Origin of the sequence: Salmonella enterica subsp. diarizonae (genome assembly GCF_008692785.1) — a bacterium.
In the GTDB taxonomy this organism is placed as follows: domain Bacteria; phylum Pseudomonadota; class Gammaproteobacteria; order Enterobacterales; family Enterobacteriaceae; genus Salmonella; species Salmonella diarizonae.
The window spans coordinates 22,444-48,150 of record NZ_VXJV01000010.1; the positions used below are offsets into that span (position 1 = coordinate 22,444).

At 54.2% G+C, this 25,707-nt stretch carries 28 protein-coding genes; 13 read left to right on the forward strand and 15 right to left on the reverse strand.

The features are described 5' to 3' along the window. Positions 1–3 precede the first annotated feature (3 nt). From arcC to F4V72_RS19660, 4 genes are all read left to right on the forward strand, one after another. Entirely contained in the window at positions 4–936 is a 933-nt protein-coding gene (gene arcC, locus F4V72_RS19645) for a carbamate kinase (protein WP_023248613.1), read from the forward strand. A 109-nt stretch (positions 937–1,045) separates the two neighbouring features. Further along, positions 1,046–2,050, forward strand: a complete 1,005-nt coding sequence (gene argF, locus F4V72_RS19650; RefSeq protein WP_023248614.1) for an ornithine carbamoyltransferase — start codon at positions 1,046–1,048, stop codon at positions 2,048–2,050. 55 nt (positions 2,051–2,105) lie between these two features. Beyond that, on the forward strand, positions 2,106–3,509 hold the full coding sequence (locus F4V72_RS19655) for a YfcC family protein (protein WP_023248615.1): 1,404 nt from the start codon (positions 2,106–2,108) through the stop codon (positions 3,507–3,509). A gap of 180 nt (positions 3,510–3,689) precedes the next feature. Further along, positions 3,690–4,178 carry an arginine repressor gene (locus tag F4V72_RS19660; RefSeq protein WP_136058534.1) on the forward strand — a complete coding sequence of 163 codons (489 nt, stop codon included), beginning with the start codon at positions 3,690–3,692 and terminating at the stop codon, positions 4,176–4,178. On the opposite strand, the gene F4V72_RS19665 is transcribed toward F4V72_RS19660, so the two are convergent. Further along, the gene (locus tag F4V72_RS19665) at positions 4,148–4,288 is read right to left on the reverse strand and encodes a hypothetical protein (RefSeq protein WP_001541415.1); all 141 of its coding nucleotides are present in this window, start codon (positions 4,286–4,288) and stop codon (positions 4,148–4,150) included. The genes F4V72_RS19660 and F4V72_RS19665 overlap by 31 nt on opposite strands. On the opposite strand from F4V72_RS19665, the gene pyrL reads away from it, so the two are divergent. The 4 genes from pyrL (at position 4,268) to ridA (ending at position 6,307) form a co-directional block, all read left to right on the forward strand. Continuing rightward, positions 4,268–4,369, forward strand: a complete 102-nt coding sequence (gene pyrL / locus F4V72_RS19670; RefSeq protein ID WP_000249504.1) for a pyr operon leader peptide — start codon at positions 4,268–4,270, stop codon at positions 4,367–4,369. The genes F4V72_RS19665 and pyrL overlap by 21 nt on opposite strands. A gap of 35 nt (positions 4,370–4,404) precedes the next feature. Continuing rightward, a complete protein-coding gene (pyrB, locus tag F4V72_RS19675) occupies positions 4,405–5,340 on the forward strand; it encodes an aspartate carbamoyltransferase (RefSeq protein ID WP_023248618.1) in 936 nt (311 codons plus the stop codon). 12 nt (positions 5,341–5,352) lie between these two features. Continuing rightward, positions 5,353–5,814 (forward strand): aspartate carbamoyltransferase regulatory subunit, encoded by a 462-nt coding sequence (gene pyrI / locus F4V72_RS19680; protein WP_000148565.1) that lies wholly within the window; start codon positions 5,353–5,355, stop codon positions 5,812–5,814. A 106-nt stretch (positions 5,815–5,920) separates the two neighbouring features. Beyond that, positions 5,921–6,307, forward strand: coding sequence for a 2-iminobutanoate/2-iminopropanoate deaminase (gene ridA, locus F4V72_RS19685; RefSeq protein ID WP_000047540.1), 387 nt, complete (start codon positions 5,921–5,923; stop codon positions 6,305–6,307). Between the two features lie 81 nt (positions 6,308–6,388). Here the strand turns inward: ridA and mgtA are convergent, their stop codons facing one another. Both mgtA and mgtL read right to left on the reverse strand, forming a co-directional pair. After that, a complete protein-coding gene (gene mgtA / locus F4V72_RS19690) occupies positions 6,389–9,097 on the reverse strand; it encodes a magnesium-translocating P-type ATPase (RefSeq protein WP_053529637.1) in 2,709 nt (902 codons plus the stop codon). A 140-nt stretch (positions 9,098–9,237) separates the two neighbouring features. Beyond that, positions 9,238–9,336 (reverse strand): mgtA regulatory leader peptide MgtL, encoded by a 99-nt coding sequence (mgtL, locus tag F4V72_RS24875; protein ID WP_108418447.1) that lies wholly within the window; start codon positions 9,334–9,336, stop codon positions 9,238–9,240. A gap of 24 nt (positions 9,337–9,360) precedes the next feature. Here mgtL and treR point away from each other — a divergent pair, with 24 nt between their 5' ends. The 5 genes from treR to nrdG all read left to right on the forward strand — a co-directional run bounded on the left by treR (position 9,361) and on the right by nrdG (position 16,883). Beyond that, positions 9,361–10,428 carry a trehalose operon repressor TreR gene (gene treR, locus F4V72_RS19700; protein WP_254892137.1) on the forward strand — a complete coding sequence of 356 codons (1,068 nt, stop codon included), beginning with the start codon at positions 9,361–9,363 and terminating at the stop codon, positions 10,426–10,428. 137 nt (positions 10,429–10,565) lie between these two features. Beyond that, the gene (gene treB / locus F4V72_RS19705) at positions 10,566–11,984 is read left to right on the forward strand and encodes a PTS trehalose transporter subunit IIBC (RefSeq protein ID WP_063390029.1); all 1,419 of its coding nucleotides are present in this window, start codon (positions 10,566–10,568) and stop codon (positions 11,982–11,984) included. A 49-nt stretch (positions 11,985–12,033) separates the two neighbouring features. Beyond that, positions 12,034–13,686 carry an alpha,alpha-phosphotrehalase gene (gene treC / locus F4V72_RS19710; RefSeq protein ID WP_053507662.1) on the forward strand — a complete coding sequence of 551 codons (1,653 nt, stop codon included), beginning with the start codon at positions 12,034–12,036 and terminating at the stop codon, positions 13,684–13,686. Positions 13,687–14,095: 409 nt separating this feature from the next. Beyond that, the gene (gene nrdD, locus F4V72_RS19715) at positions 14,096–16,234 is read left to right on the forward strand and encodes an anaerobic ribonucleoside-triphosphate reductase (RefSeq protein WP_136058535.1); all 2,139 of its coding nucleotides are present in this window, start codon (positions 14,096–14,098) and stop codon (positions 16,232–16,234) included. A gap of 184 nt (positions 16,235–16,418) precedes the next feature. Beyond that, positions 16,419–16,883, forward strand: a complete 465-nt coding sequence (gene nrdG, locus F4V72_RS19720) for an anaerobic ribonucleoside-triphosphate reductase-activating protein (RefSeq protein ID WP_023248625.1) — start codon at positions 16,419–16,421, stop codon at positions 16,881–16,883. A gap of 9 nt (positions 16,884–16,892) precedes the next feature. Here the strand turns inward: nrdG and F4V72_RS19725 are convergent, their stop codons facing one another. From F4V72_RS19725 to cybC, 12 genes are all read right to left on the reverse strand, one after another. Next, positions 16,893–17,177, reverse strand: a complete 285-nt coding sequence (locus tag F4V72_RS19725; RefSeq protein ID WP_000220584.1) for a type II toxin-antitoxin system RelE family toxin — start codon at positions 17,175–17,177, stop codon at positions 16,893–16,895. Further along, positions 17,167–17,409 (reverse strand): type II toxin-antitoxin system RelB/DinJ family antitoxin, encoded by a 243-nt coding sequence (locus F4V72_RS19730; RefSeq protein WP_023182636.1) that lies wholly within the window; start codon positions 17,407–17,409, stop codon positions 17,167–17,169. The genes F4V72_RS19725 and F4V72_RS19730 overlap by 11 nt, the downstream gene beginning before the upstream one ends. A gap of 78 nt (positions 17,410–17,487) precedes the next feature. Beyond that, positions 17,488–19,401 carry a BglG family transcription antiterminator gene (locus F4V72_RS19735; protein WP_139384824.1) on the reverse strand — a complete coding sequence of 638 codons (1,914 nt, stop codon included), beginning with the start codon at positions 19,399–19,401 and terminating at the stop codon, positions 17,488–17,490. A gap of 16 nt (positions 19,402–19,417) precedes the next feature. Next, positions 19,418–20,158, reverse strand: a complete 741-nt coding sequence (gene dagF, locus F4V72_RS19740) for a 2-dehydro-3-deoxy-phosphogluconate aldolase (RefSeq protein ID WP_023248627.1) — start codon at positions 20,156–20,158, stop codon at positions 19,418–19,420. After that, the gene (locus tag F4V72_RS19745; RefSeq protein ID WP_080168695.1) at positions 20,155–21,273 is read right to left on the reverse strand and encodes a DgaE family pyridoxal phosphate-dependent ammonia lyase; all 1,119 of its coding nucleotides are present in this window, start codon (positions 21,271–21,273) and stop codon (positions 20,155–20,157) included. Before F4V72_RS19745 ends, dagF begins: the two co-directional genes overlap by 4 nt. Beyond that, positions 21,257–22,390, reverse strand: a complete 1,134-nt coding sequence (locus F4V72_RS19750) for an amidohydrolase/deacetylase family metallohydrolase (RefSeq protein WP_070803975.1) — start codon at positions 22,388–22,390, stop codon at positions 21,257–21,259. Before F4V72_RS19750 ends, F4V72_RS19745 begins: the two co-directional genes overlap by 17 nt. Before the next feature lie 42 nt (positions 22,391–22,432). Continuing rightward, complete coding sequence (locus tag F4V72_RS19755) at positions 22,433–23,074, reverse strand: DUF4310 family protein (protein WP_000392124.1); 642 nt, start codon at positions 23,072–23,074, stop codon at positions 22,433–22,435. An 11-nt stretch (positions 23,075–23,085) separates the two neighbouring features. After that, complete coding sequence (locus tag F4V72_RS19760) at positions 23,086–23,862, reverse strand: DUF4311 domain-containing protein (RefSeq protein ID WP_023182642.1); 777 nt, start codon at positions 23,860–23,862, stop codon at positions 23,086–23,088. A 22-nt stretch (positions 23,863–23,884) separates the two neighbouring features. After that, a complete protein-coding gene (locus tag F4V72_RS19765) occupies positions 23,885–24,187 on the reverse strand; it encodes a DUF4312 family protein (protein ID WP_072158618.1) in 303 nt (100 codons plus the stop codon). After that, positions 24,187–24,549 (reverse strand): SFCGS family glycine-rich protein, encoded by a 363-nt coding sequence (locus F4V72_RS19770; protein WP_070803977.1) that lies wholly within the window; start codon positions 24,547–24,549, stop codon positions 24,187–24,189. Before F4V72_RS19770 ends, F4V72_RS19765 begins: the two co-directional genes overlap by 1 nt. A gap of 10 nt (positions 24,550–24,559) precedes the next feature. After that, a complete protein-coding gene (locus F4V72_RS19775; protein WP_072094726.1) occupies positions 24,560–24,898 on the reverse strand; it encodes a glycine dehydrogenase in 339 nt (112 codons plus the stop codon). A gap of 287 nt (positions 24,899–25,185) precedes the next feature. Then, entirely contained in the window at positions 25,186–25,572 is a 387-nt protein-coding gene (gene cybC / locus F4V72_RS19780; protein ID WP_023248632.1) for a cytochrome b562, read from the reverse strand. Between the last annotated feature and the right edge of the window lie 135 nt (positions 25,573–25,707).

Sequence of the window (25,707 nt, forward strand, 5' to 3'; positions counted from 1 at the left end):
GTTATGGCAAACAAACGCACATTGGTCGTCGCGCTGGGCGGCAATGCGCTGCTCAAACGCGGCGAGCCATTGGAGGCTGATATTCAGCGTAAAAATATCGATCTGGCGGCCAGAACCATCGCCCAGCTTACTCAGCAATGGCGAGTGGTGTTAGTGCACGGCAACGGCCCACAAGTGGGACTGCTGGCGCTACAAAATAGCGCCTACGCCAGCGTTACGCCCTACCCGCTCGATATCCTCGGCGCGGAAAGCCAGGGAATGATTGGCTACATGCTGCAACAGGCGCTGAAAAATCAACTGCCGGAGCGTGAAATCAGCGTCCTGCTCACCCAGGTCGAAGTCGATGCCAACGACCCGGCATTCCTGAATCCAACCAAATATATCGGACCAATTTACGACGAAGCGCAGGCCCGCGCGTTACAGGCAGAAAAGGGCTGGGTATTCAAAGCCGACGGTAACGCCTTCCGCCGCGTTGTGCCTTCCCCGCAGCCGAAACGCATTGTGGAAAACGATGCTATCCGCGCGCTGATTAGCCGCGATCACCTGGTTATCTGTAACGGCGGCGGCGGCGTGCCGGTTGTGGAAAAAGCCGATGGCTACCACGGTATCGAGGCGGTGATAGACAAAGATCTGTCCGCCGCCCTGCTTGCCAGCCAAATTCACGCCGACGCGCTGCTCATTCTGACCGATGCCGACGCGGTGTATCTCGACTGGGGCAAGCCCACCCAACACCCGCTGGCGCAGGTTACGCCGGAGCGGCTTCGTGAAATGCAGTTCGACGCCGGTTCGATGGGCCCGAAAGTGACCGCCTGCGCCGAGTTTGTCAGCCATTGCCGCGGCATTGCCGGAATCGGCTCGCTGGCGGATGGGCAAGCCATTCTCGCGGGTGAGAAAGGAACCCTGATTCGATGCGAAACCGTTGACGCTAACGCATAAGGCTTTTTGCCGGATGGCGCTTCGCCTTATCCGGCCTACAGAACGCGCATAACCGTAGACCTGATAAGCGCAGCGCCATCAGGAAATTCATTTTAACAAGGATATTGTAATGGCTATTACACTGAAAAATCGTAACTTTTTGAAGCTACTTGACTACACCCCGGAGGAAATCCAGCACCTTATCGACCTGGCGATTGCGCTGAAATCGGCGAAAAAAAACGGACATGAGCAAAAAACACTGCTCGGCAAAAATATCGCGCTTATTTTTGAAAAAACCTCTACCCGCACCCGCTGCGCGTTTGAAGTCGCCGCTTTCGACCAGGGCGCGCAGGTGACTTATCTCGGCCCAAGCGGCTCACAGATTGGCCATAAAGAGTCCATGAAAGATACCGCTCGCGTCCTGGGACGGATGTATGACGGCATCGAATATCGCGGTTTTGGTCAACACATTGTGGAAGAGCTGGGGGAATACGCTGGCGTTCCCGTCTGGAACGGCCTGACCGATGAATTTCACCCCACACAGATCCTGGCCGATCTGATGACCATGCTGGAACATGCGCCGGGCAAAACGCTGCCGGAACTGAGCTTCGCCTACCTGGGCGACGCGCGCAACAACATGGGTAACTCGCTGATGGTAGGCGCGGCGAAAATGGGCATGGATATCCGCCTGATAGCGCCAAAGTCCTTTTGGCCAGATGCCGCGCTGGTCGCGCAGTGCCGGGAAATCGCCAGCGTTACCGGCGCTCGTATCACCTTAACGGAGAGCGTTGAAGACGGCGTTCACGGTGTGGATTTCCTCTATACCGACGTCTGGGTCTCGATGGGAGAACCCAAAGAAGCCTGGGCGGAGCGCGTCAGTCTGATGACGCCGTATCAGGTCAACCAGCAGGTGGTGGACGCTACCGGCAACCCTGACGTGAAGTTTATGCACTGCCTGCCCGCCTTCCATAACGAGCACACCAAAGTGGGACGCGAAATCGAAATGGCTTACGGCCTGAAAGGGCTGGAGGTCACGGAAGAGGTGTTCGAGTCCGCAGGCTCGGTAGTCTTCGATGAAGCGGAAAACCGGATGCATACCATCAAAGCGGTCATGGTGGCGACGCTCGGCGACTAATCCCACAGGATATGCGCCCTCGCGGCGCATATCCGTGATATCAGGAGAGAACATCATGGGTAAATTTAAATTTCCCACCGCTTATACCATCCTGTTTATTCTTATTGCCCTGGTCGCGGTGATGACCTGGATTGTGCCAGCGGGAAAATATCAAATGGCGATGAACGCCACGCTGGGAAAAGAGGTGCCGGTGGCAGGAACGTATGCGCCCGTTGACGCGCATCCGCAAGGGATTACCGCCGTTTTACTGGCGCCAATTGACGGCCTCTATAACCACGAAACCTACACCGCCGGCGCCATTGACGTTGCGCTGTTCGTCTTGATTATCGGCGGTTTTCTGGGCGTGGTAAATAAAACGGGGGCGATTGATGCCGGTATCGAGCGGGTAACGGTCAGGCTCAACGGCAAAGAGGAGTGGATGATCCCCATTCTGATGGCTTTGTTCGCCGCAGGCGGCACTATCTATGGCATGGCGGAGGAGTCGCTGCCCTTCTACACGCTGCTGGTACCGGTCATGATGGCGGCCCGCTTCGATCCGTTGGTGGCGGCGGCAACCGTGCTGCTCGGCGCGGGGATAGGCACGCTCGGTTCGACCATTAACCCTTTCGCCACGGTGATTGCCGCCAACGCCGCTGGCATCCCGTTTACCCAGGGAATGCTGATGCGTGTTCTGTTGCTTATCGTGGGCTACGTGATTTGCGTAGTCTGGGTAATGCGCTATGCGCGCAAAGTACGCGCTCATCCTGAGCTTTCCATCGTAGCGGATAAAATGGAGGAGAACCGCGCCCATTTTCTCGGCAATCGCTCCAATACTCTGTTGGAGTTTACGGCTACCCGTAAATGGGTACTGCTGATCTTCGCCGCCTCTTTCGCGGTGATGATTTACGGCGTGGCGGTACTCGGTTGGTGGATGGCGGAAATTTCCGGCGTCTTTCTGGCGGCGGCGATTATCGTTGGCGTGATAACGCGGATGGGTGAGGAAGCGTTCACCAGCACCTTTATCGACGGCGCGCGGGATTTGCTCGGCGTAGCGCTAATTATCGGTATCGCGCGCGGCATTGTAGTGGTCATGGACAACGGTATGATTACCCACACCATTTTGCACAGCGCGGAAAATCTGGTTTCCGGTCTCTCTACAATCATTTTCATTAACGTAACCTACTGGCTGGAAGTACTGCTCTCCTTCCTGGTGCCCTCCTCTTCCGGTCTTGCCGTATTGACGATGCCCATTATGGCGCCGTTAGCGGATTTTGCCCACGTACAGCGAGATTTGGTCGTAACAGCCTACCAGTCGGCTTCCGGGATTGTGAACCTGATTACCCCCACCTCCGCCGTGGTGATGGGTGGACTGGCGATCGCGCGTGTTCCCTATGTCCGCTATCTGAAATGGGTCGCGCCGCTGTTGCTGATCCTGACATTGCTGAATATGGCGGTGCTGAGCATCGGAGCGATGATGTAACGGTGCCGGATGGCGACGACAGGGCTGGCTGATAAGCGCTGCGCCATCAGGCACACCGTCTCCTTTTTTGATCGGCTTCTCATTTTCCTGCAAAACCGCCCGATTGATCCGTAATCAATGTGACAAATGTGATGAATTTCGCCAGTCCGTTGATATCAATAATAAAGATAAGGTGCATTTATGAAGGAATACGATGATTACTCCGCCAAAGAACAGCAGCAACTGGCGGTTTGTCAGCGCCTGATTAGCGAAAAAAGTTATCTGTCCCAGGAGGAGATTCGCCACGATTTACAAAATGAGGGTTTTGAAGGTATCAGTCAGTCTACGGTTTCGCGCCTGCTCAAGCTGCTTGGCGCAATAAAAATCAGAAATACGAAGGGACAAAAGATTTATTCCGTAAATCCCCAGCAGCGTCCCTCGCCGGATGCCGGACGTTCAATAGCCGAAATGGTGGTCAGCATTGAACATAATAGCGAATTTATCCTTATCCACACGGCGGCAGGCTATGGCCGCGCCGTCGCAAGGATTCTAGATTACCACGCATTGCCGGAAATTCTCGGCGTCGTTGCCGGTAGCAGTATTGTCTGGGTCGCGCCGCGGGTCGTTAAGCGCACGGCGCTGGTACATAAACAAATTAATTATTTACTTAAAATGAATTTAAATTCATAAGAACCGTTCGCGATGAGTAAATCATGCATTAATCGCTTGATCCCAAAACAGAGCTGAGTATAATCGCGGACAATTTGCCGGGAGGAAGCATGGTTCAGTGTGTACGACATTCTGTCTTACCGCGTCTGAAAAAAGACGCAGGCCTGCCGTTTTTCTTTCCGTTGAAAACCAATACCAAGCCCCTCAATTGAGGGGCTTTTTTTTGTCCAGGCGTCAGGAGATAAACATGGCTAACCCGCTATATCAAAAACATATCATTTCCATAAACGACCTCAGCCGCGACGATCTTAATCTGGTACTGGCGACGGCAGCGAAATTAAAAGCCAACCCGCAGCCGGAACTATTGAAACATAAAGTGATCGCCAGCTGCTTTTTCGAAGCCTCCACGCGTACCCGCCTGTCGTTTGAAACCTCAATGCATCGCCTGGGCGCCAGCGTAGTGGGCTTCTCCGACAGCGCCAACACGTCACTGGGGAAAAAAGGAGAAACGTTAGCCGACACGATCTCAGTGATTAGCACTTACGTAGACGCGATTGTGATGCGCCATCCGCAAGAAGGCGCGGCACGTCTGGCGACTGAGTTTTCCGGTCAGGTACCGGTGCTCAATGCGGGCGACGGTTCGAACCAGCACCCCACGCAGACCCTGTTGGATCTGTTTACCATCCAGGAAACGCAGGGCCGTCTGGATAACCTGCATATCGCAATGGTCGGCGATCTGAAATATGGTCGTACCGTGCATTCGCTAACCCAGGCGCTGGCGAAATTTAGCGGCAACCGTTTTTATTTTATCGCGCCGGACGCTCTGGCGATGCCGCAGTACATTCTGGATATGCTTGATGAAAAAGGGATGGCCTGGAGCCTGCATGGTTCTATTGAAGACGTCATGGCCGAAGTCGACATCCTCTATATGACTCGCGTACAGAAAGAGCGTCTCGACCCGTCGGAGTACGCCAATGTGAAGGCGCAGTTTGTTCTACGCGCCTGCGACCTGAACGGCGCGCGTGAAAATATGAAAGTGCTGCACCCGCTGCCGCGGATTGATGAAATCACCACGGATGTGGATAAAACGCCACACGCCTGGTACTTCCAGCAGGCGGGCAACGGTATTTTCGCTCGCCAGGCGTTACTGGCGTTGGTACTGAATAGCGAACTGAGTCTGTAAGGGAGAAAAGAGATGACACACGATAATAAACTGCAGGTTGAAGCTATTAAATGCGGCACCGTGATTGACCATATCCCTGCGCAGGTAGGTTTTAAGCTGCTGAGTCTGTTTAAACTGACCGAGACCGATCAGCGGATTACTATCGGCCTGAATCTACCGTCTGGCGAGATGGGGCGTAAGGACTTAATCAAAATAGAAAACACCTTCCTCACCGATGAGCAGGTTAACCAACTTGCTCTGTACGCGCCGCAGGCCACCGTTAACCGTATCGACAACTACGACGTAGTCGGGAAATCACGCCCCAACCTGCCGGAGCGTATTAATAATGTGCTGGTTTGCCCGAACAGCAACTGCATCAGCCACGCAGAACCGGTGTCCTCCAGCTTTGCAGTGAAAAAACGCGCCAATGACATCGCCCTCAAATGCAAATACTGTGAAAAAGAGTTTTCGCATAATGTGGTGCTGGCCAACTAATTGGGGTTGGTTAACAATTTCGGGCTCCCTATAATGGCGGGACATCAGGCTGCATCCCTTAATCACATGATGCAGCCTTACTTACCGCTGTAATTCAGGAGAAATCATGAGCAAAACTATTGCGACGGAAAATGCACCCGCAGCTATCGGTCCATACGTTCAGGGCGTAGATCTGGGCAGCATGATCATCACTTCCGGTCAGATCCCGGTTGATCCGAAAACAGGTAGCGTACCGGAAGACGTGTCCGCACAGGCGCGTCAGTCGCTTGACAACGTTAAAGCTATCGTGGAAGCCGCCGGTCTGAAAGTAGGCGACATTGTGAAAACGACCGTATTCGTAAAAGACCTGAACGACTTTGCGACCGTCAACGCCACCTACGAAGCTTTCTTCACCGAGCACAACGCCACCTTCCCGGCGCGTTCCTGCGTGGAAGTCGCGCGTCTGCCGAAAGATGTAAAAATTGAGATCGAAGCGATCGCTGTTCGTCGCTAACGCTCGTTTATAGATAGAGGCCGGATGGCGCTATCGCTTATTCGGCCTGGTATGCCATCCAGGCCGATAATACTGTGACGCTTACTGCCAGCCATAACGTCGGCTGTAAAACCCTTTCACCAACTGGGTTAACGTCATATAGCCAGCCAGAATGGCAATCAGCCACGGGAAATAGCTTAACGGCAGCGCCTGCAATTGCAGGTAAGACGCCAGCGGCGAAAACGGCAATGAGATCCCCACGACCATCACCAACAACGTCATCGCCATCAGCGGCCAGGCGGCGCGACTTTGAATAAACGGCAGACGACGGGTACGGATCATATGCACAATCAGCGTTTGCGACAGTAATCCCACCACAAACCAGCCGGACTGGAACAAAGTTTGCGCTTCTGGCGTATTCGCATGAAATACCCACCACATCAGACAAAATGTCAGAATGTCGAAAATCGAGCTGATCGGACCGAAAAAGACCATAAAGCGCCCCAAATCCGCCGGATTCCAGCGCTGCGGCTTTTGAATTTGTTCTTCATCGACATTATCAAACGGAATCGCCACCTGGGATACATCGTACAGCAGGTTTTGAATCAGCAAGTGCAGCGGCAGCATCGGCAGGAACGGCAAAAAGGCGCTCGCCACCAGCACGCTAAACACGTTACCGAAGTTTGAGCTGGCGGTCATCTTGATATATTTCAACATATTAGAAAAAGTACGACGACCTTCAATGACGCCTTCTTCCAGCACCATCAGGCTCTTTTCCAGCAGGATAATATCGGCCGCTTCACGGGCGATGTCCACCGCGCCATCTACCGAGATACCAATATCCGCCGCCCGCAAAGCCGGGGCATCGTTAATCCCGTCGCCCATAAAACCGACCACATGCCCCTCACGTTTGAGCAGAGTAACGATGCGCTCTTTATGCATCGGCGTCAGACGCGCAAACAACGTCGTACGCGCGGCCAGCGCCGCCAGCGCGTCGTCGTTTAACCCTTCAATATCGCTGCCGATGACGACATCGCCTGCATCCAGCCCGACTTCATGACAGACTTTCGCCGCCACCAGCTCGCTGTCGCCGGTGAGAATTTTCACCGTAATCCCGCTCGCTTTCAGCGCTTTCAGCGCCGGCGCAGTGGTCTCTTTTGGCGGATCGAGAAAAGCGATATACCCTTCCAGAATCAGGTCAGACTCATCGATACGCTGGTAATCGCCCTCACGCGCAGGCAGGTATTTGGTTGCGACGGCGACCACGCGTAGCCCCTGACGGTTCAGCGTGTCGGTAACGCGTTTCACTCGGCGCAGCATATTGTCGTCCAACGGCACAATATCGCCGTTGTGACGCACCTGGGTACACACGTTCAGGATCTCCTGTAACGCGCCTTTACAGACCAGTTGATGCACGTGAGAGTCTTCGGCGACCACCACCGACATCCGGCGACGCTCAAAATCAAAAGGGATCTCATCGATTTTCTGCCAGCGTCCGGAGAGCTGACGCGCGGCGGTTTCGTCTACTCCCTCCAGGACCGCCGTATCCAGTAAATTTTTTAGACCGGTCTGATAATGGCTGTTCAGCCAGGCGCAATGCAGTACATGCTCACTGGGCTTACCGGAAATATCCGTATGATTCTCCAGCACAATTTTGTCCTGCGTCAGAGTGCCGGTTTTATCGGTGCACAGAATATCCATCGCGCCGAAGTTCTGAATCGCGTCAAGGTGCTTCACGATAACTTTCTGTTTCGATAGCTTCACCGCCCCGCGCGCCAGGGTGGAGGTGACGATCATCGGCAACATTTCCGGGGTTAGCCCTACCGCGACCGAGAGCGCAAATAGCGCCGCTTCCCACCAATCACCTTTCGTGTAACCATTAATAATCAGCACTACCGGCGCCATGACCAGCATAAAGCGGATCAGCAACATACTGACGCGGCTAATCCCTTTCTGGAAAGCGTTCTGCTCGTTATCTTGTTCCGAAACGCGACCCGCCAATTGACCAAACCAGGTGTCGGCGCCAGTCGCCATCACCATGGCCTGCGCCGTTCCGCTCACCACGTTCGTTCCCATAAAGCACAGCGTGTCGCGCTCAAGCGGATTATTTTGCCGGGGCTCGCGGGTCGTGGCGACTTTCTCGACCGGCAGAGACTCGCCGGTCAGCGACGCCTGGGCGACAAACAAATCGCGCGCCTGGATAATCCGTAAATCCGCCGGGATCATATCTCCCGCCGCCAGCTTAATAATATCGCCGGGCACCAGTTGATCGATGGGTAATTCCAGCCAGCCGTTTTCGCCATTTTCATTAATAACCCGCAGTACGGTAGCGGTATTGCTGACCATCGCTTTTAGCGCATCCGCCGCTTTCGTCGAGCGCGCTTCCTGCACAAAATTCAGCAGCGTTGAGATACAGACCATCAGGGCGATAACGCCTGCGGCAAACAGATCCTCCGTGGCATAAGAAATGCCGCCAAGAATCGTGAGTAAGATGTTGAAAGGATTGCGATAGCATACCCACAGATGCACCCACCACGGCGAGGGTTTCTGTGCGGGAAGGCGGTTTTCACCATACTTTTCACGCGCGCGCGTCACCTCGGCGGCGTTTAATCCCTCCGGGTGCGTATCAAAGACGCGCCAGAGAGTCTCCTGCTCCATTACCGCGACTTTCAGACAGCGCTCGCTCAGCGAAGGCGGGATAGTCGCGTTTACGACGGTTTGCGCACCAGGCAGCGGATCGCGGTGAACCAGACGATAAGGCAAATGACGATTAAGCCGGGCAAAAAGCTGGCGGGTAATGGTTTTTAGCATAGGTAATCCCTCCGCGCCGAAGTCAGGCGCAGAAAATTCTTCAGGCACGGCAAAGCCTTGCCCGATGAGCAATTTTTAAATAAAAACAGGGACGTTATCGTGTCACTGTCTTACAAACCGGTAAGACAGCAGAGGCAGGCTTACCGGAAAAGGAAAATTCTCCATCGCGGGAGAGGGGTGGGTTCAGGGTCCATGTCGCCTCCGGTAAGTGAATGATCTGCGTCGCGGATTATACGCATAAATCCATAAGTTTTGTGGCAATTATGGCGGTATCATACCGTTACGTAATTAAACCAACTATAAACCAGACTTTGCCCATTGTCCTTCGCTTGAGTAAAGTTACTCTTTTTATCACCACCAACGTCACGCTACGGGAAAACAGGATGCAACATCGGCTCACTATCAAAGACATCGCCCGCCTGAGCGGCGTAGGGAAATCAACCGTTTCCCGCGTGCTTAACAATGAAAGCGGCGTAAGCGAACGTACCCGCGAGCGTGTCGAAGCGGTGATGAATCAGCACGGTTTCTCCCCGTCCCGCTCCGCCCGTGCGATGCGGGGGCAAAGCGATAAAGTGGTCGCTATTATCGTCACTCGCCTCGATTCGTTGTCTGAAAACCTTGCAGTTCAGACCATGCTGCCTGCGTTTTATGAGCAGGGCTACGACCCTATTATGATGGAAAGTCAGTTCTCATCAACGCTGGTAGCGGAACATCTGGGAATGCTCAGACGACGCAATATCGATGGCGTGGTGCTGTTTGGCTTTACCAGCATCACAGAAGAGCTGATCGCCCCCTGGAAAGCCTCGCTGGTGCTGCTGGCAAGAGATGCGAAAGGTTTTGCCTCCGTCTGTTACGACGACGAGGGCGCGATTCATATCCTCATGCAGCGGCTGTATGAGCAGGGACACCGCAACATTAGCTTTCTGGGCGTTCCCCATAGCGACGTTACGACCGGCAAACGTCGGCATGACGCATACCTGGCGTTTTGCAAAAAACATAAACTTCATCCCGTCGCCGCCCTGCCCGGTCTTGCCATGAAACAGGGCTATGACAATACGGCAAGCGTCATCATGCCGGATACCACCGCGTTAGTCTGTGCCACCGATACACTGGCGCTGGGCGCCAGTAAGTATTTACAGGAGCAACGTATTGAGACGCTGCAACTGGCAAGCGTCGGGAACACGCCGCTGATGAAATTCCTGCACCCGGAGATCGTCACCGTCGATCCTGGCTATGCTGAAGCCGGACGACAGGCGGCTTCGCAGTTGATCGAACAGATCAATGGTCGCTGCGAACCGCGCCGGATCGTCATTCCTTCTACCCTCGCCTGAATGGCTGATTAAACCGAATACCATGAGTAATTTGTGATCGTCGCCGTATTTCGGGAACGTTCCCATTCTTAAACAAACGTTGAAGAGATACTCTTGCGCCAACCAATAACATACCTCCTCTGTCATGAGGCTTTACGATGAGCAAAGTAAAACAAGCCGATATCGACCGGCTGATTGAACGGGTCGGCGGGCGCGATAATATCGCCACGGTGAGCCACTGCATTACTCGCCTGCGCTTTGTGCTCCACCAGCCAACAAACGCCAGGCCAAAAGAGATCGAACAACTGCCGATGGTTAAAGGCTGTTTCACCAACGCCGGGCAGTTTCAGGTGGTGATCGGCACCGACGTTGGCGATTACTACAAAGCACTGCTGGACACTACCGGCAAAGCGCATGCCGATAAAGAGCAGGCAAAAAAAGCCGCTCGCCAGAACATGAAGTGGCATGAACAGTTAATTTCCCACTTCGCGGAGATCTTCTTTCCGCTACTACCGGCGTTGATCAGCGGCGGTTTGATCTTAGGCTTTCGTAACGTGATCGGCGATGTGCCGATGAGCAACGGCCAAACGCTGGCGCAGATGTATCCGACGCTAAAAACGCTTTATGATTTTTTATGGTTGATCGGCGAAGCGATCTTCTTCTATCTGCCGGTGGGGATCTGCTGGTCGGCGGTGAAAAAAATGGGCGGTACGCCGATTCTCGGTATCGTCCTCGGCGTGACGCTGGTGTCGCCGCAGTTGATGAATGCGTATCTGCTGGGCCAGCAAACGCCGGACGTCTGGAACTTCGGCTTGTTTAGCATTGAGAAAGTGGGCTACCAGGCGCAGGTTATCCCGGCGCTACTGGCAGGGCTGGCGCTTGGGTTTATTGAAACACGGTTGAAGCGCATCGTGCCGAATTATCTCTACCTGGTCGTCGTCCCGGTCTGTTCGTTGATACTGGCCGTCTTTCTCGCCCATACCTTTATCGGTCCCTTTGGCCGTATGATCGGCGACGGCGTGGCCTTTGCGGTACGTTATCTGATGACCGGCAGTTTCGCCCCGATAGGCGCGGCGCTGTTCGGCTTCCTGTATGCCCCGTTGGTCATTACCGGCGTCCACCAGACAACGCTCGCTATCGATATGCAGATGGTCCAGAGCATGGGCGGTACGCCAGTCTGGCCGCTGATTGCGCTGTCGAATATCGCGCAGGCCTCCGCCGTGGTGGGCATCATCATCTCCAGCCGTAAACACAATGAACGCGAGATCTCCGTTCCTGCCGCCATTTCCGCTTATCTTGGCGTAACCGAACCGGCGATGTACGGTATCAACCTGAAGTATCGTTTTCCGATGCTGTGCGCGATGATAGGCTCTGGTCTGGCGGGACTGCTCTGCGGCCTGAACGGCGTCATCGCTAACGGTATCGGCGTGGGCGGCCTGCCGGGCATCCTGTCTATACCGCCGCGCTACTGGCAGGTGTACGGCATGGCGATGGTTATCGCGATCGTTATCCCGATGATTCTGACCACCTTTATCTATCAGCGTAAGCATCGTCAGGGCACATTACAAATTGTCTAATTCTTCTTCGGGGCGCAGTTGCGCCCCAACGCACTTGCAGGAAACTACAATGACTATTCCCCTCTGGTGGCAAAACGGCGTTATTTATCAGATCTACCCGAAAAGTTTTCAGGACACGACCGGCAGCGGCACCGGCGATTTACGCGGCGTCACGCAGCGCCTTGACTATCTACAGCGACTCGGCGTGGATGCCATCTGGCTCACGCCGTTTTATATCTCACCGCAGGTGGATAACGGTTATGACGTCGCAAATTATACGGCTATCGACCCGACCTACGGCACTCTGGATGATTTTGACGAGCTGGTCGCGCAGGCGAAAGCACGCGGTATTCGCATCATCCTGGATATGGTGTTTAACCATACTTCTACCCAGCATGCCTGGTTTCGCGACGCGCTGAACAAAGAGAGCCCATACCGTCAGTTTTACATCTGGCGCGATGGTACACCAGATGTCTGCCCGAATAACTGGCAATCCAAATTTGGTGGTAGCGCCTGGCGCTGGCATAGCCAGAGCGAACAGTATTATTTACACCTTTTCGCGCCTGAGCAGGCCGACCTGAACTGGGAAAACCCCGCCGTGCGCGCCGAGCTGAAAAAGGTCTGTGAATTCTGGGCCGATCGCGGCGTGGATGGCCTGCGTCTGGACGTAGTGAATCTGATCGCCAAAGATCAAGATTTTCCTGACGATCCGGCGGGCGACGGACGCCGTTTTTATACCGACGGACCGCGCGCGCATGCGTTTTTACGCGAAATGAACCGTGACGTTTTTACGCCGCGTAATCTGATGACGGTAGGCGAAATGTCCTCTACCACCCTGGAAAACTGCCAGCAATATGCCGCGCTTAGCGGCAACGAACTCTCGATGACCTTCAATTTTCATCATCTGAAGGTGGATTACCCCAATGGCGAAAAGTGGACGCTGGCAAAACCTGATTATGTGGCGCTGAAAGCGTTGTTCCGCCACTGGCAACAGGGGATGCATAACGTCGCCTGGAACGCGTTATTCTGGTGTAATCACGATCAGCCGCGCATCGTTTCCCGCTTTGGTGACGAGGGTGAATACCGGATTCCGGCCGCGAAAATGCTGGCGATGGCGCTGCACGGTATGCAAGGGACGCCTTATATCTATCAGGGCGAAGAAATCGGCATGACCAACCCGCGCTTTACCCGTATCACCGATTATCGCGACGTGGAAAGCCATAACATGTTTGCCGCGCTACGCGCCGCCGGGCGCGACCCCGACGAACTGCTGGCTATCCTGGCCAGTAAATCCCGCGACAACAGCCGCACGCCGATGCAGTGGGACAACGCTAAAAACGCCGGTTTCACCCAGGGCGAGCCGTGGATAAACCTGTGTGATAACTATGCGGAGGTTAATGTCGCGGCGGCATTGAGCGATGAAAACTCGGTGTTCTACACCTATCAAAAACTGATCTCGCTGCGTAAAACACAGCCTGTACTGATCTGGGGCGATTATCAGGATCTCCTCCCGGATAGCCCATCGGTATGGTGTTATCGCCGCCAATGGCAAGGGCAAACTCTGCTGGTCATTGCCAATCTGAGCGATCAGTGTCAGGAGTGGCATCCGCCGCATATCAAAGGACAGTGGCAGGCGCTACTGCACAATTATGGCGAGGTCGCCAGCCAGCCAGCCACGATGACGCTCCGCCCATTTGAAGCCATCTGGTGGTTACAACGCTAGCACGACGTCCCTATACGGATAAACGCCGCAGTCCTATTGACACGGACTGCGACATTGCTCCAACTTACCTTACTGTTTTTGTTGAATAATTAATCAGATTTTTCTTGCTATCCTTTACAAACGCTACAGTGCCCGCCATCTGTACGCTCTGATTTTTACCTTGTTCTACGTCAATAAAATTGCAAACATCCTTGATGCAAATCACTACATATAGACTTTAAAATGCACGCCGACCCAATATATTGTATTAATTGACTACAATTGCTACAACACCCGTTCACCCGATACAAGGTGAATTGTGGATAACCTGGGCCAGGATTGCGGGAAGTCATTGGAAAAGAGATGAATAAACCTGGTATGGCTTCCCCGGCCTCTGTGGATAACCTGTTCTTATAAATATGGAGTGATCATGACACCGCATGTGATGAAACGAGATGGCTGTAAAGTGCCATTCAAATCAGAGCGCATTAAAGAAGCCATTCTACGTGCAGCTAAAGCAGCGGGAGTCGATGACGCAGATTACTGTGCCACCGTCGCAGAAGTCGTTAGCAGCCAAATGAACGCGCGCAGTCAGGTCGATATTAACGAGATCCAGACTGCGGTTGAAAACCAACTGATGTCCGGCCCGTACAAACAGCTTGCCCGCGCCTACATCGAATACCGTCACGATCGCGACATCCAGCGTGAAAAGCGTGGTCGTCTGAACCAGGAGATTCGCGGCCTGGTCGAGCAAACTAACTCTGCGTTGCTCAATGAAAACGCCAACAAAGACAGTAAAGTCATTCCAACTCAGCGTGATTTGCTGGCCGGGATTGTCGCCAAACACTATGCCCGCCAGCACCTGCTGCCGCGTGACGTAGTGCAAGCGCATGAGCGCGGCGATATCCACTATCACGATCTCGACTATTCGCCGTTCTTCCCGATGTTCAACTGTATGTTGATCGACCTGAAAGGCATGTTGACCCAGGGCTTTAAGATGGGTAACGCCGAGATCGAACCGCCAAAATCTATCTCCACCGCCACTGCCGTTACCGCGCAGATTATCGCTCAGGTTGCCAGCCATATTTATGGCGGCACCACGATTAACCGGATTGATGAAGTACTGGCGCCGTTTGTTACCGCCAGCTTCAATAAACATCGTCAAACCGCCGCGGAGTGGCAGATTCCGGATGCCGAAGGGTATGCGCGCTCCCGTACCGAAAAAGAGTGCTACGACGCCTTCCAGTCGCTGGAGTACGAAGTTAACACGCTGCACACCGCTAACGGCCAGACGCCTTTCGTGACCTTTGGTTTTGGCCTCGGCACCAGTTGGGAGTCGCGTCTGATCCAGGCGTCTATTTTGCGTAACCGTATCGCCGGTCTGGGTAAAAATCGCAAAACCGCCGTGTTCCCGAAACTGGTCTTCGCCATCCGCGACGGTCTGAACTACAAGTTTGGCGATCCGAACTACGACATTAAACAACTGGCGCTGGAGTGCGCGAGCAAGCGCATGTATCCGGACATCCTCAACTACGATCAGGTGGTCAAAGTCACCGGTTCGTTCAAAACGCCAATGGGCTGCCGCAGCTTCCTCGGCGTGTGGGAAAACGAAAACGGCGAGCAGATCCACGACGGGCGTAACAACCTGGGCGTGATTAGCCTTAACCTGCCGCGCATCGCGCTGGAAGCAAAAGGCGACGAAACCGCATTCTGGAAACTGCTGGATGAGCGTCTGGCGCTGGCGCGTAAGGCACTAATGACCCGTATCGCCCGCCTTGAAGGCGTGAAAGCCCGCGTCGCGCCTATCCTGTATATGGAAGGCGCCTGCGGCGTGCGGCTGAAAGCGGACGACGACGTCGCCGAGATTTTCAAAAACGGTCGCGCTTCAATCTCTCTGGGCTACATTGGTATCCACGAAACCATTAACGCGCTGTTCGGCGGCGAACACCTGTACGACAGCGAGCAGCTTCGCGCTAAAGGCATCGCGATTGTGGAGCGTCTGCGCCAGGCCGTGGATCAGTGGAAAGAAGAGACCGGCTATGGCTTCAGCCTGTACAGCACGCCAAGCGAAAACCTCTGTGACCGCTTCTGTCGTCTGGATACCGCCGAGTTCGGCGTGGTGCCGGGCGTAACCGATAAAGGTTACTACACCAACAGCTTCCACCTCGACGTGGAGAAAAAGGTCAATCCGTACGACAAAATCGATTTCGAAGCACCGTATCCGCCGCTGGCGAACGGCGGTTTCATTTGCTACGGCGAATACCCGAACATTCAGCATAACCTGAAAGCGCTGGAAGATGTCTGGGATTACAGCTATCAGCACGTACCGTATTACGGCACCAACACGCCGATCGATGAATGCTACGAGTGCGGCTTTACCGGCGAGTTCGAATGTACCAGTAAAGGTTTCACCTGCCCGAAATGCGGCAACCACGACGCGTCTCGCGTCTCAGTCACCCGCCGCGTGTGCGGTTATTTAGGCAGCCCGGACGCGCGTCCGTTTAACGCCGGTAAGCAGGAAGAAGTGAAGCGCCGCGTTAAGCATTTAGGCAACGGGCAGATAGGTTAATTTCGACAGTATTATTGCCTGGCGATGCGACGCTTTTCGGGCCATTTTTTCCGCAACGCAATTCACGTCATAGCAAGGCAGCAAATGAGTGGGTCCCGGGGAGCTTACATGAGTAAGTGACTCGGGCGCATGAATGCAGCTAACGCAGCTATGGCGCGAATTGATAAGCGGATGAGAAGCAAAAATGAGATTTCACCAATATTACCCCGTCGATATCGTTAACGGCCCCGGCACTCGCTGCACCCTGTTTGTGTCAGGATGCGTGCATGAATGCCCAGGCTGCTATAACAAAAGCACCTGGCGGCTTAATTCCGGTCAGCCGTTCACCAAAGAGATGGAAGATCGGATCATTCACGATCTGAACGATACACGGATTAAACGCCAGGGGATCTCGCTTTCCGGCGGCGATCCGCTCCATCCGCAAAACGTGCCGGATATCCTGACGCTGGTACAACGTATTCGCGCCGAGTGTCCCGGGAAGGATATCTGGGTATGGACTGGCTACAAGCTTGATGAACTCAACGCCGCGCAGATGCAGGTGGTAAATATTATCAACGTGCTGGTGGACGGTAAATTTGTCCAGGATCTGAAAGACCCTGCGCTTATCTGGCGCGGCAGCAGCAACCAGGTGGTGCATCACCTTCGTTAGTCCAGCGTTCTAAAGCCGTTTGTCTGCCTGGCGATAAACGGCCGATTTCTCTCTCTTGCCGATAGCAATCACCACCACCAATACCACGTCGTCCTGCACCTGATACACTAAACGATAGCCTGAGGTCTTCAGCTTGATTTTGTAGCAATCTGGCAGTTCACGCAGCCGCGCAGACTCAACCCGCGGATTTGACAACACGTCGACAAGTTTCTTGCGGAACTGTTTTTTTACCGTTTCACCCAGCTTTTGCCACTCTTTTAGCGCGCGTGGATCAAACTCCAGCTCATAGGTCATCCAGACTAACTCTGATTCCTTTCTGTGGGTTAGCCAGTCGTTCCCGGACTGTCTGTAGCAATGCGTCTTCGCTGTCGCTAATCGTAACGGTTTTAACAGGCATACGCCCGTTTTCCGCCACATATTGAAACAACAGCCGGACAGCTTCTGTGGGGGTAATATTGAGTTTTTCCAGCACGGCATAAGCCTCGTTTTTGAGTTTGTCATCCAAACGGACGTTAAGTGTGGCCATTATGTCTCCAGAGCATAATATTATTGTAATGCATTATAGCATTACATATGCATTACATTCGATTCTGGAAAACGCCTCTCAAAAGCGGCTCACGCACTCCATCGCCACTGTTTTAAATTGCGTAAAATTCTGACATGCGCAGAGGCGCGTCATGGCGCGTTCGCGTAGAAACGTGACGAAAATATCGTAGATAGCCATCGCCTCTTCATATTCGCTTTTGCTAATGGCGAGTAAAAAAATAACGTGCGCCGTTTCGTCACCCCAGACAATTCCTTGCGGCGCGAGCACCGTATAAACCACCGTTTTCTTCGCCAACAGCCCCAGCGCGTGCGGCAAGGCAATCCCGTCGCCTAATAACGTACTGACAATAGCTTCACGTTCAATAACCGAATCGAGAAACGCCGCATCAACAAAGCCTTCCTCGTGTAACTGATCGCACAACGTTTTAAACAGCGTCTGTTGATCTATTTCCCCTTCCACGATGCGAAAATGCGAGGCATCGAAATATTTATCCAGCATCCACGGGCGGGTTCTGTCCACCAGCACCAGCTTACCGATCTGTTCCAATTGATAGTCGGTGGGAAAAGGCGCGATCATAATGACCGGTTTATCTTTTTCGCCGATCCGCGCCGTGGAAATCACAAAATCCTCCACAATACTTTCCCGCGCCTCATAGTCGCGTAGCGTCAGAGTGCGGGCAATCTCAATCTGCGGGTATTTCCGCGCCAGTACCGCTTCAATCATCCGCACCATCGCATTACCGGCGTCGCACACCAGCAGTACCTGCGGCTGCCGCTGGTAGCCAATGTTGTAACTACGTTCCAGCCCAACGCCAATATGCAGCACCAGAAAACCGATTTCGTTTTCGCTAATGGTATACGGCGTGTATTTTCCCCAACTCGATATCGCCGCCAGCGTCATATCCCACGCCATCGGATAGTGCTGCTTAATATTTTCCAGTAGTGGGTTGGGGATCATGATCTGGTAGCGCACGCGGGTAATCATCGTTTTGATGTGGGTCAGCAAGTCCGCATGAAGCTGTTTATCATTCAACAGGTTATAGTTGTACTGGGTATTAATAAAATTGAGGATATAGTGCACCAGCGCCTCTTCATCATCGGCATTAATGGCGCTGGGGGCAATCTCCTGTACCTGGCGGGCGGCAATATGCACCTTCAGCCAGCTTACTTCCGGCTCCGACAGCGGCTTGTCGGCCAGTTGTTGTAGTAGCTCCGCAATCTCATGCGCCGCATAGCGCACCTTTTCATCCACCTCCTCCGCCACGCATTCCGATAACGGATAACCCTCGCCAATACGCCGTACCGCCACCGCGCAGTATAAACACAGAAACAGCTCGCCCTCATCGGTCAGGCGAATTTGAAAATGAGAGAAAATATCCGGCAAAAGAGACCGCAGCCGTTGAGACACATCGGTGTTCAGCGTGGTATCAACGATTAACGGATGAGACGGCTCCTGCTGCGCCAGCGTCCATAAAAGATCGGTCAGGCAGGCGCGAATCGCCATCTCTCCGCCAAACAGTTTCATACCATGACGCGGACGCGTTTCCAGCGTCAGATGATAACGCAGCAAATACTCGCGCACGTCCGCCATGTCGTTCTGCAGCGTCGCACGGCTGACGAACCATTCATCTGCTAAATCCTCCAGCTTCAGCGAGAAGGCGGAGGTTAAAAAACGCGCCAGCAAATAGTGTATCCGCTCCTGGCTGGTGCGCGGACCGCGCGCCAGCGCGGGAGATTGCTGCGTTTGCAGGGATTGATAACGTGCCGGATCATCAATTTTGAGCTGATACCCGTTGCCGCGGCTGAGAGTAAATTGCGCGCCATGCGGCGTCAGCAACATGTTCAGCGCGGCGATATCCGCCCGAACGGTACGCGTGGAGACCGACAACCGCTGCGCCAGCTCGTCCTGCGGCAGCGTCTCGTTTTGCAGCATCGCAAATAGCTGCGCTAAACGTTGGTTGGGGAATCGCACGTCTCTCTCCTCATGATTAGCCGACACGCGACCGGACGATAGCGAGTAACTGACGCACATCGTCCGCACGGGTGTTGCCGCTCACCTTATCAATAATCGAACTATAAATGTGAGGAATGATTTTGCTTACACCGGCATCAAGGGCGATGTGCAGAATCTCGGCAATGTTTTCCAGATCGATACCGCCCGTCGGTTCCAGCCAGAAATCATGGCGGGCACAGGCGTCAGCCACCGCTTTATACTCGTCGCGACAGGTGAGACCTCCCATCGGAAAGTATTTAACGGAGCTGCCGCCCATGTCTTTGAGCAGCGCAATCGCCGTTTCTATGGGTACGATGCCGTCCGGCGCGCGACGGCTTAGTGGGCCGGTAGAGATCTTCACCAGCCCCGGCGTACCGGTCGGCGAGATCAGTCCGTTCACCACCGTCTCGTTTTGCCCAAGCAGCGCCCGGCTGGTCCCTACGCCGGTAAACACCTGGTTGACATGCTGCGGCTGTACCTGACGGGAGATTTCGCTCACCATCGCCGACTGGTGCGGATCGCCCGCCCCCAGTCCTATGGAGAGCGCATTATCGATAAGCCCCGCATATTCACGCATATCCGCGACTGCGCTTTCCACATCCGAATAGTTTTTGGAGAGCACGCCAACCAGCACATGACCTTCCGCCGCCGCGTAGATTTCCCGGGCGTTATCTTTCGAACCGGCCAGTACGTTCAGGCAAACGCGATCGCGGTAAAAGTTAGGGGTCAGTTTCATGCTTTTTTCTCCTGATTAATCACCTCGCCAATACGACGCGCCACAATTGCTAACTGCGCGCGATCGACGCTGCGGACATCCGCTTCAATAATCCCTTCGTTGGCTTTGTATCCGCGAAAGTAAATCGCATAGTCGCCCTGTTTGAGCGCCTCCACCAGGTCGCCAGTGGCGATGCCGGTAACGGCTTCATCAAACGTCATTTCCGCACGCGCGATATCGCGTCCGGCGCTGTCCCACACCACGCGGGCGCTGACGCCGTTAAACGTGTTCAACGTGTCGATAAAGGGCGCCATTTTTTCTACCATCTCCGCGCCGCTCTCTTTTTGCGCCCGCAGGTACAATTCAATGGCGCAGGTCAGGCCAACAATTCCCTCTTTGCCGACCTTCATCGCCCGGCCAATGCCCGCTGACTGACGTTTTACCCACTCAACATACTGCGTTTTACCAATCACCAGCCCGCTGGTCGGCCCTTCAATCGCTTTCGCGCCGCTGTAAATCACCAAACTCGCCCCAGAACGGTAGTAGCACTGCAAATCTTCTTCCGCCGCGGCATCCACAATGAGCGGCAGATGGTATTTACGCGCCACAACGACCGCCTGTTCCACACTAAGCATACTTTTCTGTACGCAGTGGTGAGATTTGATATAGAGAATAGCCGCCGTGCGCGGCGTGATGGCCGCCGCCAACTGCGCGGCGGAACATTCGTTGGCGTAACCAGCTTCCACCAGTTTGCCGCCGCCCAGCGCCACCATCGTTCCCACCGGCGCGCCAAAGTTGACGTTGTGGCCCTTTGGTAGGACGATTTCGTTATTTTCAATCGGTGTAACGTGCAGGTTTTCCAGCAGCCAGTCGCTGTCCTGAACCAGTACCGCGGCAACCGACTGGGCAATGCCCGCACTGGCGCAGGAGACTACCGTTGCCCCTTCCACCTCCAGCAATTTCGCAATGTACTCGCCGGTTTTATTCACCAGATCTTTCATCTCGAAATACTGACTCATTCCGGCCATCGCCGCCTCTATCACTTCCGGGCGCGGCGTGGAGACGCCAAGCGCCGTCATACGTCCGGAGGCGTTAATCACCTGTTTTAATCGATACTTCTCAAAAATCGAAGGCATATTCCGCGCTCCCTTGTTCAGTCATATAGCCCTTGCCTGCGCGTATCGCGGCAAGCGGCGTCAGCAATTCCTCAGCCTGTAAGCTGTCGTTTTCCGTGTCTACCAGCACGGTGGGCTGGCGTTTAAGCGTAAAGAGGGTCAGGTCGGCATCCAGGCCGGGCTGAAGACGACCTTTGGTTTTCAGATTCAGGCTATCGGCGGCATTGGCCGTCACGCACGCAATGACCTGCGGCAGCGACATGCCGATGGCAAGGAATTTCGACATCACATTAGCCAGCGAATGTACCGGGCCGTTGATGCGGTTACGGCAGTAGATATCGGAACTGATGGTATGCGGTAAAATCCCCAGGCTAATGGCGCGTTTTGCCACCGCAAAGCTCAGGCCGGCGGTGCCATGTCCGACATCCAGACGCACACCGCGCGCCAGCGCCCGTGTCACCGAGGCACGCAGCTCGCCGTCAGGCCGAAGAATACGGTTCGGCTTACCGTTGTAACAGTGGGTAATGATATCGCCCGCCGTCAGACGCTCCGCTATTTCGTCCAGATCCGGCGGGTTATTGCCAATATGTACCATCAGCGGCAGGTTGCCGTTTTCTTGCTGCATGGCTTTAGCGCGTTCCAGCGGCGTGATGCCGTTAACGCCGACCACGCTGCTGCTCATCCGCGCCTTGAGGCCGACGATAAAATCCGGGTGGCGTTTTACCGCCAGCGTTACCGCTCCGGCATCAATGTTGTTCATGTCCGCCAGTTCATTCTGAGCTATCAGCCCGACGCGGGAAATATTCAATAGCGCATAAACGTCGGTGGTCGCCTGACGGGTCAGGGCATAGAAATCATCAATGTCGTCTGCGCCGGTGCTGCCTGCATCAATCACCGTCGTCACCCCCGTCGCGATGCCGATACTATCCGGCTCATCGAAATAAATCGGCGATTTTGGGTAACAGTGGACGTGCGAATCAATCCAACCTGCGCTGACAAAACAGTTGCCGCGTAGATCGAGGGTTTTTACCGCCGGCGCGGAAATGTCGCCCAGCGCGGCAATTTTGCCGTTTTGTAGGGCGATATCGCAGACCGTATCGTCGACCAGCCGCGCACGGCGCAGGAGTAAATCAAACATAACGTTCTCCTGAAGAGGCGGGCGCCGGAGCGCCCGTAGGGATTAAAGGGCCACCGGGAACAGCCAACCTAAAATCATCGCGCCTAAAATCGCGCCGCCGGTAATCGGTTTCTGCCAGATATAAAACAGCAGCGCGCCCACCAGCGAACCCAGGCCAATCGGAATAGACGCCGTCATGGCGCTGAGGATAATCAGCGGTCCCAGAAAACGGCCTGAAGCGTTACCGGCCCCCATCATGACGTCCGCCCCGTACGTGGAGTCGCTCTGATTGATGGTGAACTTACGCGCCAGAATAATGATGTAGCCAATCGCCAGGCCAATCACCAGACCGGTTATCAGCGAGGCGATAAAGTTCGCCACCGGGAAGACAAAGCCAGCCCCCAGCAGTAACGCCGGAACCCCTAAGCCCACGCCGGTCTGAATTGCCCCGCCGATATCCAGAATCCCGACCAGCGAACCTTCGATAATGCGGGCAAATAAAAAGCTGGCGCCGAAAGCGGCGACCGCACCATAGACGCCGGTATCCATCCCCGCTTTCAGCATCGCCACAAAAGCGACTTCGTTAAATGCGCCGATACCGTACAGATAGTACATATGCGTCCCGGCGAAAACGCCGGATGAGAGCAGGCCAACAAAGATCGGGAACGACCAGTCGGCATACCAAAAACCTTTATTCTCTTCCATTGTGGCCTCCGTTATTTGCCGCTGAGCGAGTTGTGGATCAGTTCAAGCCAGTTCGGGACCGTCATGTTGAAAGACTCGATCATTTTCATGTCGAAGCCGCGGAAGAAGCCGCTCAATACAAACAGCAACACGATGGCAACCATCATCACTCTGGTGACATGGTTCCAGCCGCTCTCTTCTACGCCTTTACCGATCAATATACCCAGCACCAGCCCCGGTACGGCGTTCCCCATGATGAGCTGCGCCGCGCCGCCGAAAACGGTGGCCCAGAAGCCCGATTTTTTACCAGCGTCGATCGCTGCTAACCAGAAGATCACAGGCATGACGATGTTGACCAGCAGGTTTGCCGCTGGCACCAGCACCTTAACCGCCGTTACCTGTAGCGCTTCTGGTACGGATGAGGCGGTCAGGTTAAGGAACGTCACGACAATCATGCCGATGACGGCGCAGGCAATCGCCATTTTTTTCGGGTCGTGCAGCGTCTCGCCGACGTTACGGTTTTTGATCATTAGCGCCGCCGCGCCCCAGTTCGGGATGATGCGGTGATCGACATCCTGGGTGAACGATCCGGCCGCTACGGACGACGCCCAGGCGTTAAAGAAGAAACCTAACCCAAAGGAGAAGTGAGATGCCGGGTCGCCTTCACAAGAGTTGAGTTCGCCCAGCGTACGGAACGCGCCCATCCCCTGCGTGGTTGGCGCGTGAAACATGCGTGCAGCCCCAGCGCCCACTCCTACGCCGACCAACGCGCCGATAATGAGCGATTTAATTAGTATTATCAGGAACATAACTATGCCTTTTTAACAAAAATCAGCGTTTCGCGACGAAATCCACCCTGTCGAGATTGATGGCGGTCACGTTGACGGTCACATCCAGCTCCACGCTGTAGGTGCGTCGTTCCCGGCGCAAAAAGAAAAACAGAAAGGCCTCTTTACGCACCGACTCATGCGCCTGAACAATCCGCACATCCTGTGGCTCAATACGCAGTAAGATATACGGCGACTTTCTCATCACCGTCGATTGAACATGGTTCAGCGCATCGGCAAAGGCGCGTGCTTTAGCATCACCCTTGCCTTTTACTCTCACCGTGGTGGTGAATTGCTCTTTCATCATCAGGCGCCGTATTTCTTTTGCCACGCCTGCACCAGGCGCTCGCCGAGCTCTTCTTTATCCATAAAGCCAAAACCCAACACGTTGCAGCCCTCATTGATAGCGGTGACGCCTTCATCCACTGACCGCATTCCATATTTGGCTTTGTAGCCATGCTTGTTTTGCGCGGTGATAGCGCCCGCGCCGCCGCTGCCGCAAAATGAAATGCCGAAGGTGGCGTTTTCCGCTTTCATCACATCGCCAAGCTTCATGTCTGCCGCGACGCCCGGTACGACGACCGCACGACCGCCCGCTTTTTCCACGCCCACCGCCACTTTCTGGCCTTTACCCAGGCGATCGCCAATCACGACGGTAATCTGTTCCATTTTTTGCTCCTTAGAGGTTGTCTTTCGCGACTTCAAAATGTACCGATAATAGCCAGGCTTCTTCATCAGGAAGGTTGCCAAACGCCGCTACGATTTCGCGGGCGAGCGCCATTGATTCGGCTGAGATTTCATCAAACAAGCTGGCATCGACTTCCGGTAAAGGCTCGCCGGTAATTGACCGGTGCGCCATCGCGCGAACGTGCGAGGTCAGCATTTGCGTCTGTACCGCATTGGGGACAATGTGATGCCGCCCCAGCAGGCCATCCACCTGTGTTAACACCTGTTCAGCCAGTTCGTTAATTCGCTCCCCGGCGTTGTGTTTTACTGCTCCGTTATCCACGCGTCTCACCCCGTTAATAGCAATGAGATAAAACTAGCGACAAGGGTTAAAAGTTTGTAGCGAGTCATTTTCCACCTCGAAGTGGAAAGGTGAGTGGGGAGGGTGATCTGCTGCACAGAAAAGGCGGCCTTGATGAGTTAGCGCCGGGAAAGTGTGAGGCGTATCGTGGCGTAAAGAGAAAATGGCGCGGCAGAAATCAACAACGGCGTGGTCGTATAAAGTGAGAAAGTGTGATGAGTATTACATTTTTCCGGATGGCGACCTACGGATAAAGCAAAGCCGCCATCCCACAAAAATTAACGATACTTCTTGTGATATGTATTGCGGGTGTTTTTTAGCGCTTCCGCCGCGGCTTTCGCTTCTTTGACGTTACCTTCGTTCGCCAGCTTCAGCGCGCCATCAATTTGGCCGACCAGAATGTCAAAACCGTGACGAAAATCCTTCATTTCCGGGCTATCCGGCGCTTTATCCTCCAGCTTCGGCGGAGTAGCTTTTTGAGCATCCAGCGCGGCCGCGCGCATTTTGGTTAACGCCGCTTTCAGTTCAGGGGCGTTATCCGTTTTCTCAACGACTTTCAGGTTATCATTGAGAATATCCATATTATCTTCAAGATCGGCAGCAAAAGCAGCCGAACCGAACACCAGCGATGACACAGCAAGAGCAGCTAACAGGCTTTTACGCATTGTTCACTTCCTTTTTATTATTAACGATAAGCTGAATACCCTAAATAATTCGAGTTGCAGGCAGCCGGTAAGCACGTGCCCCCGGTCACTTACATAAGTAAGTGGCCGGGGTAAACGGACGCAGCCAGCACACCC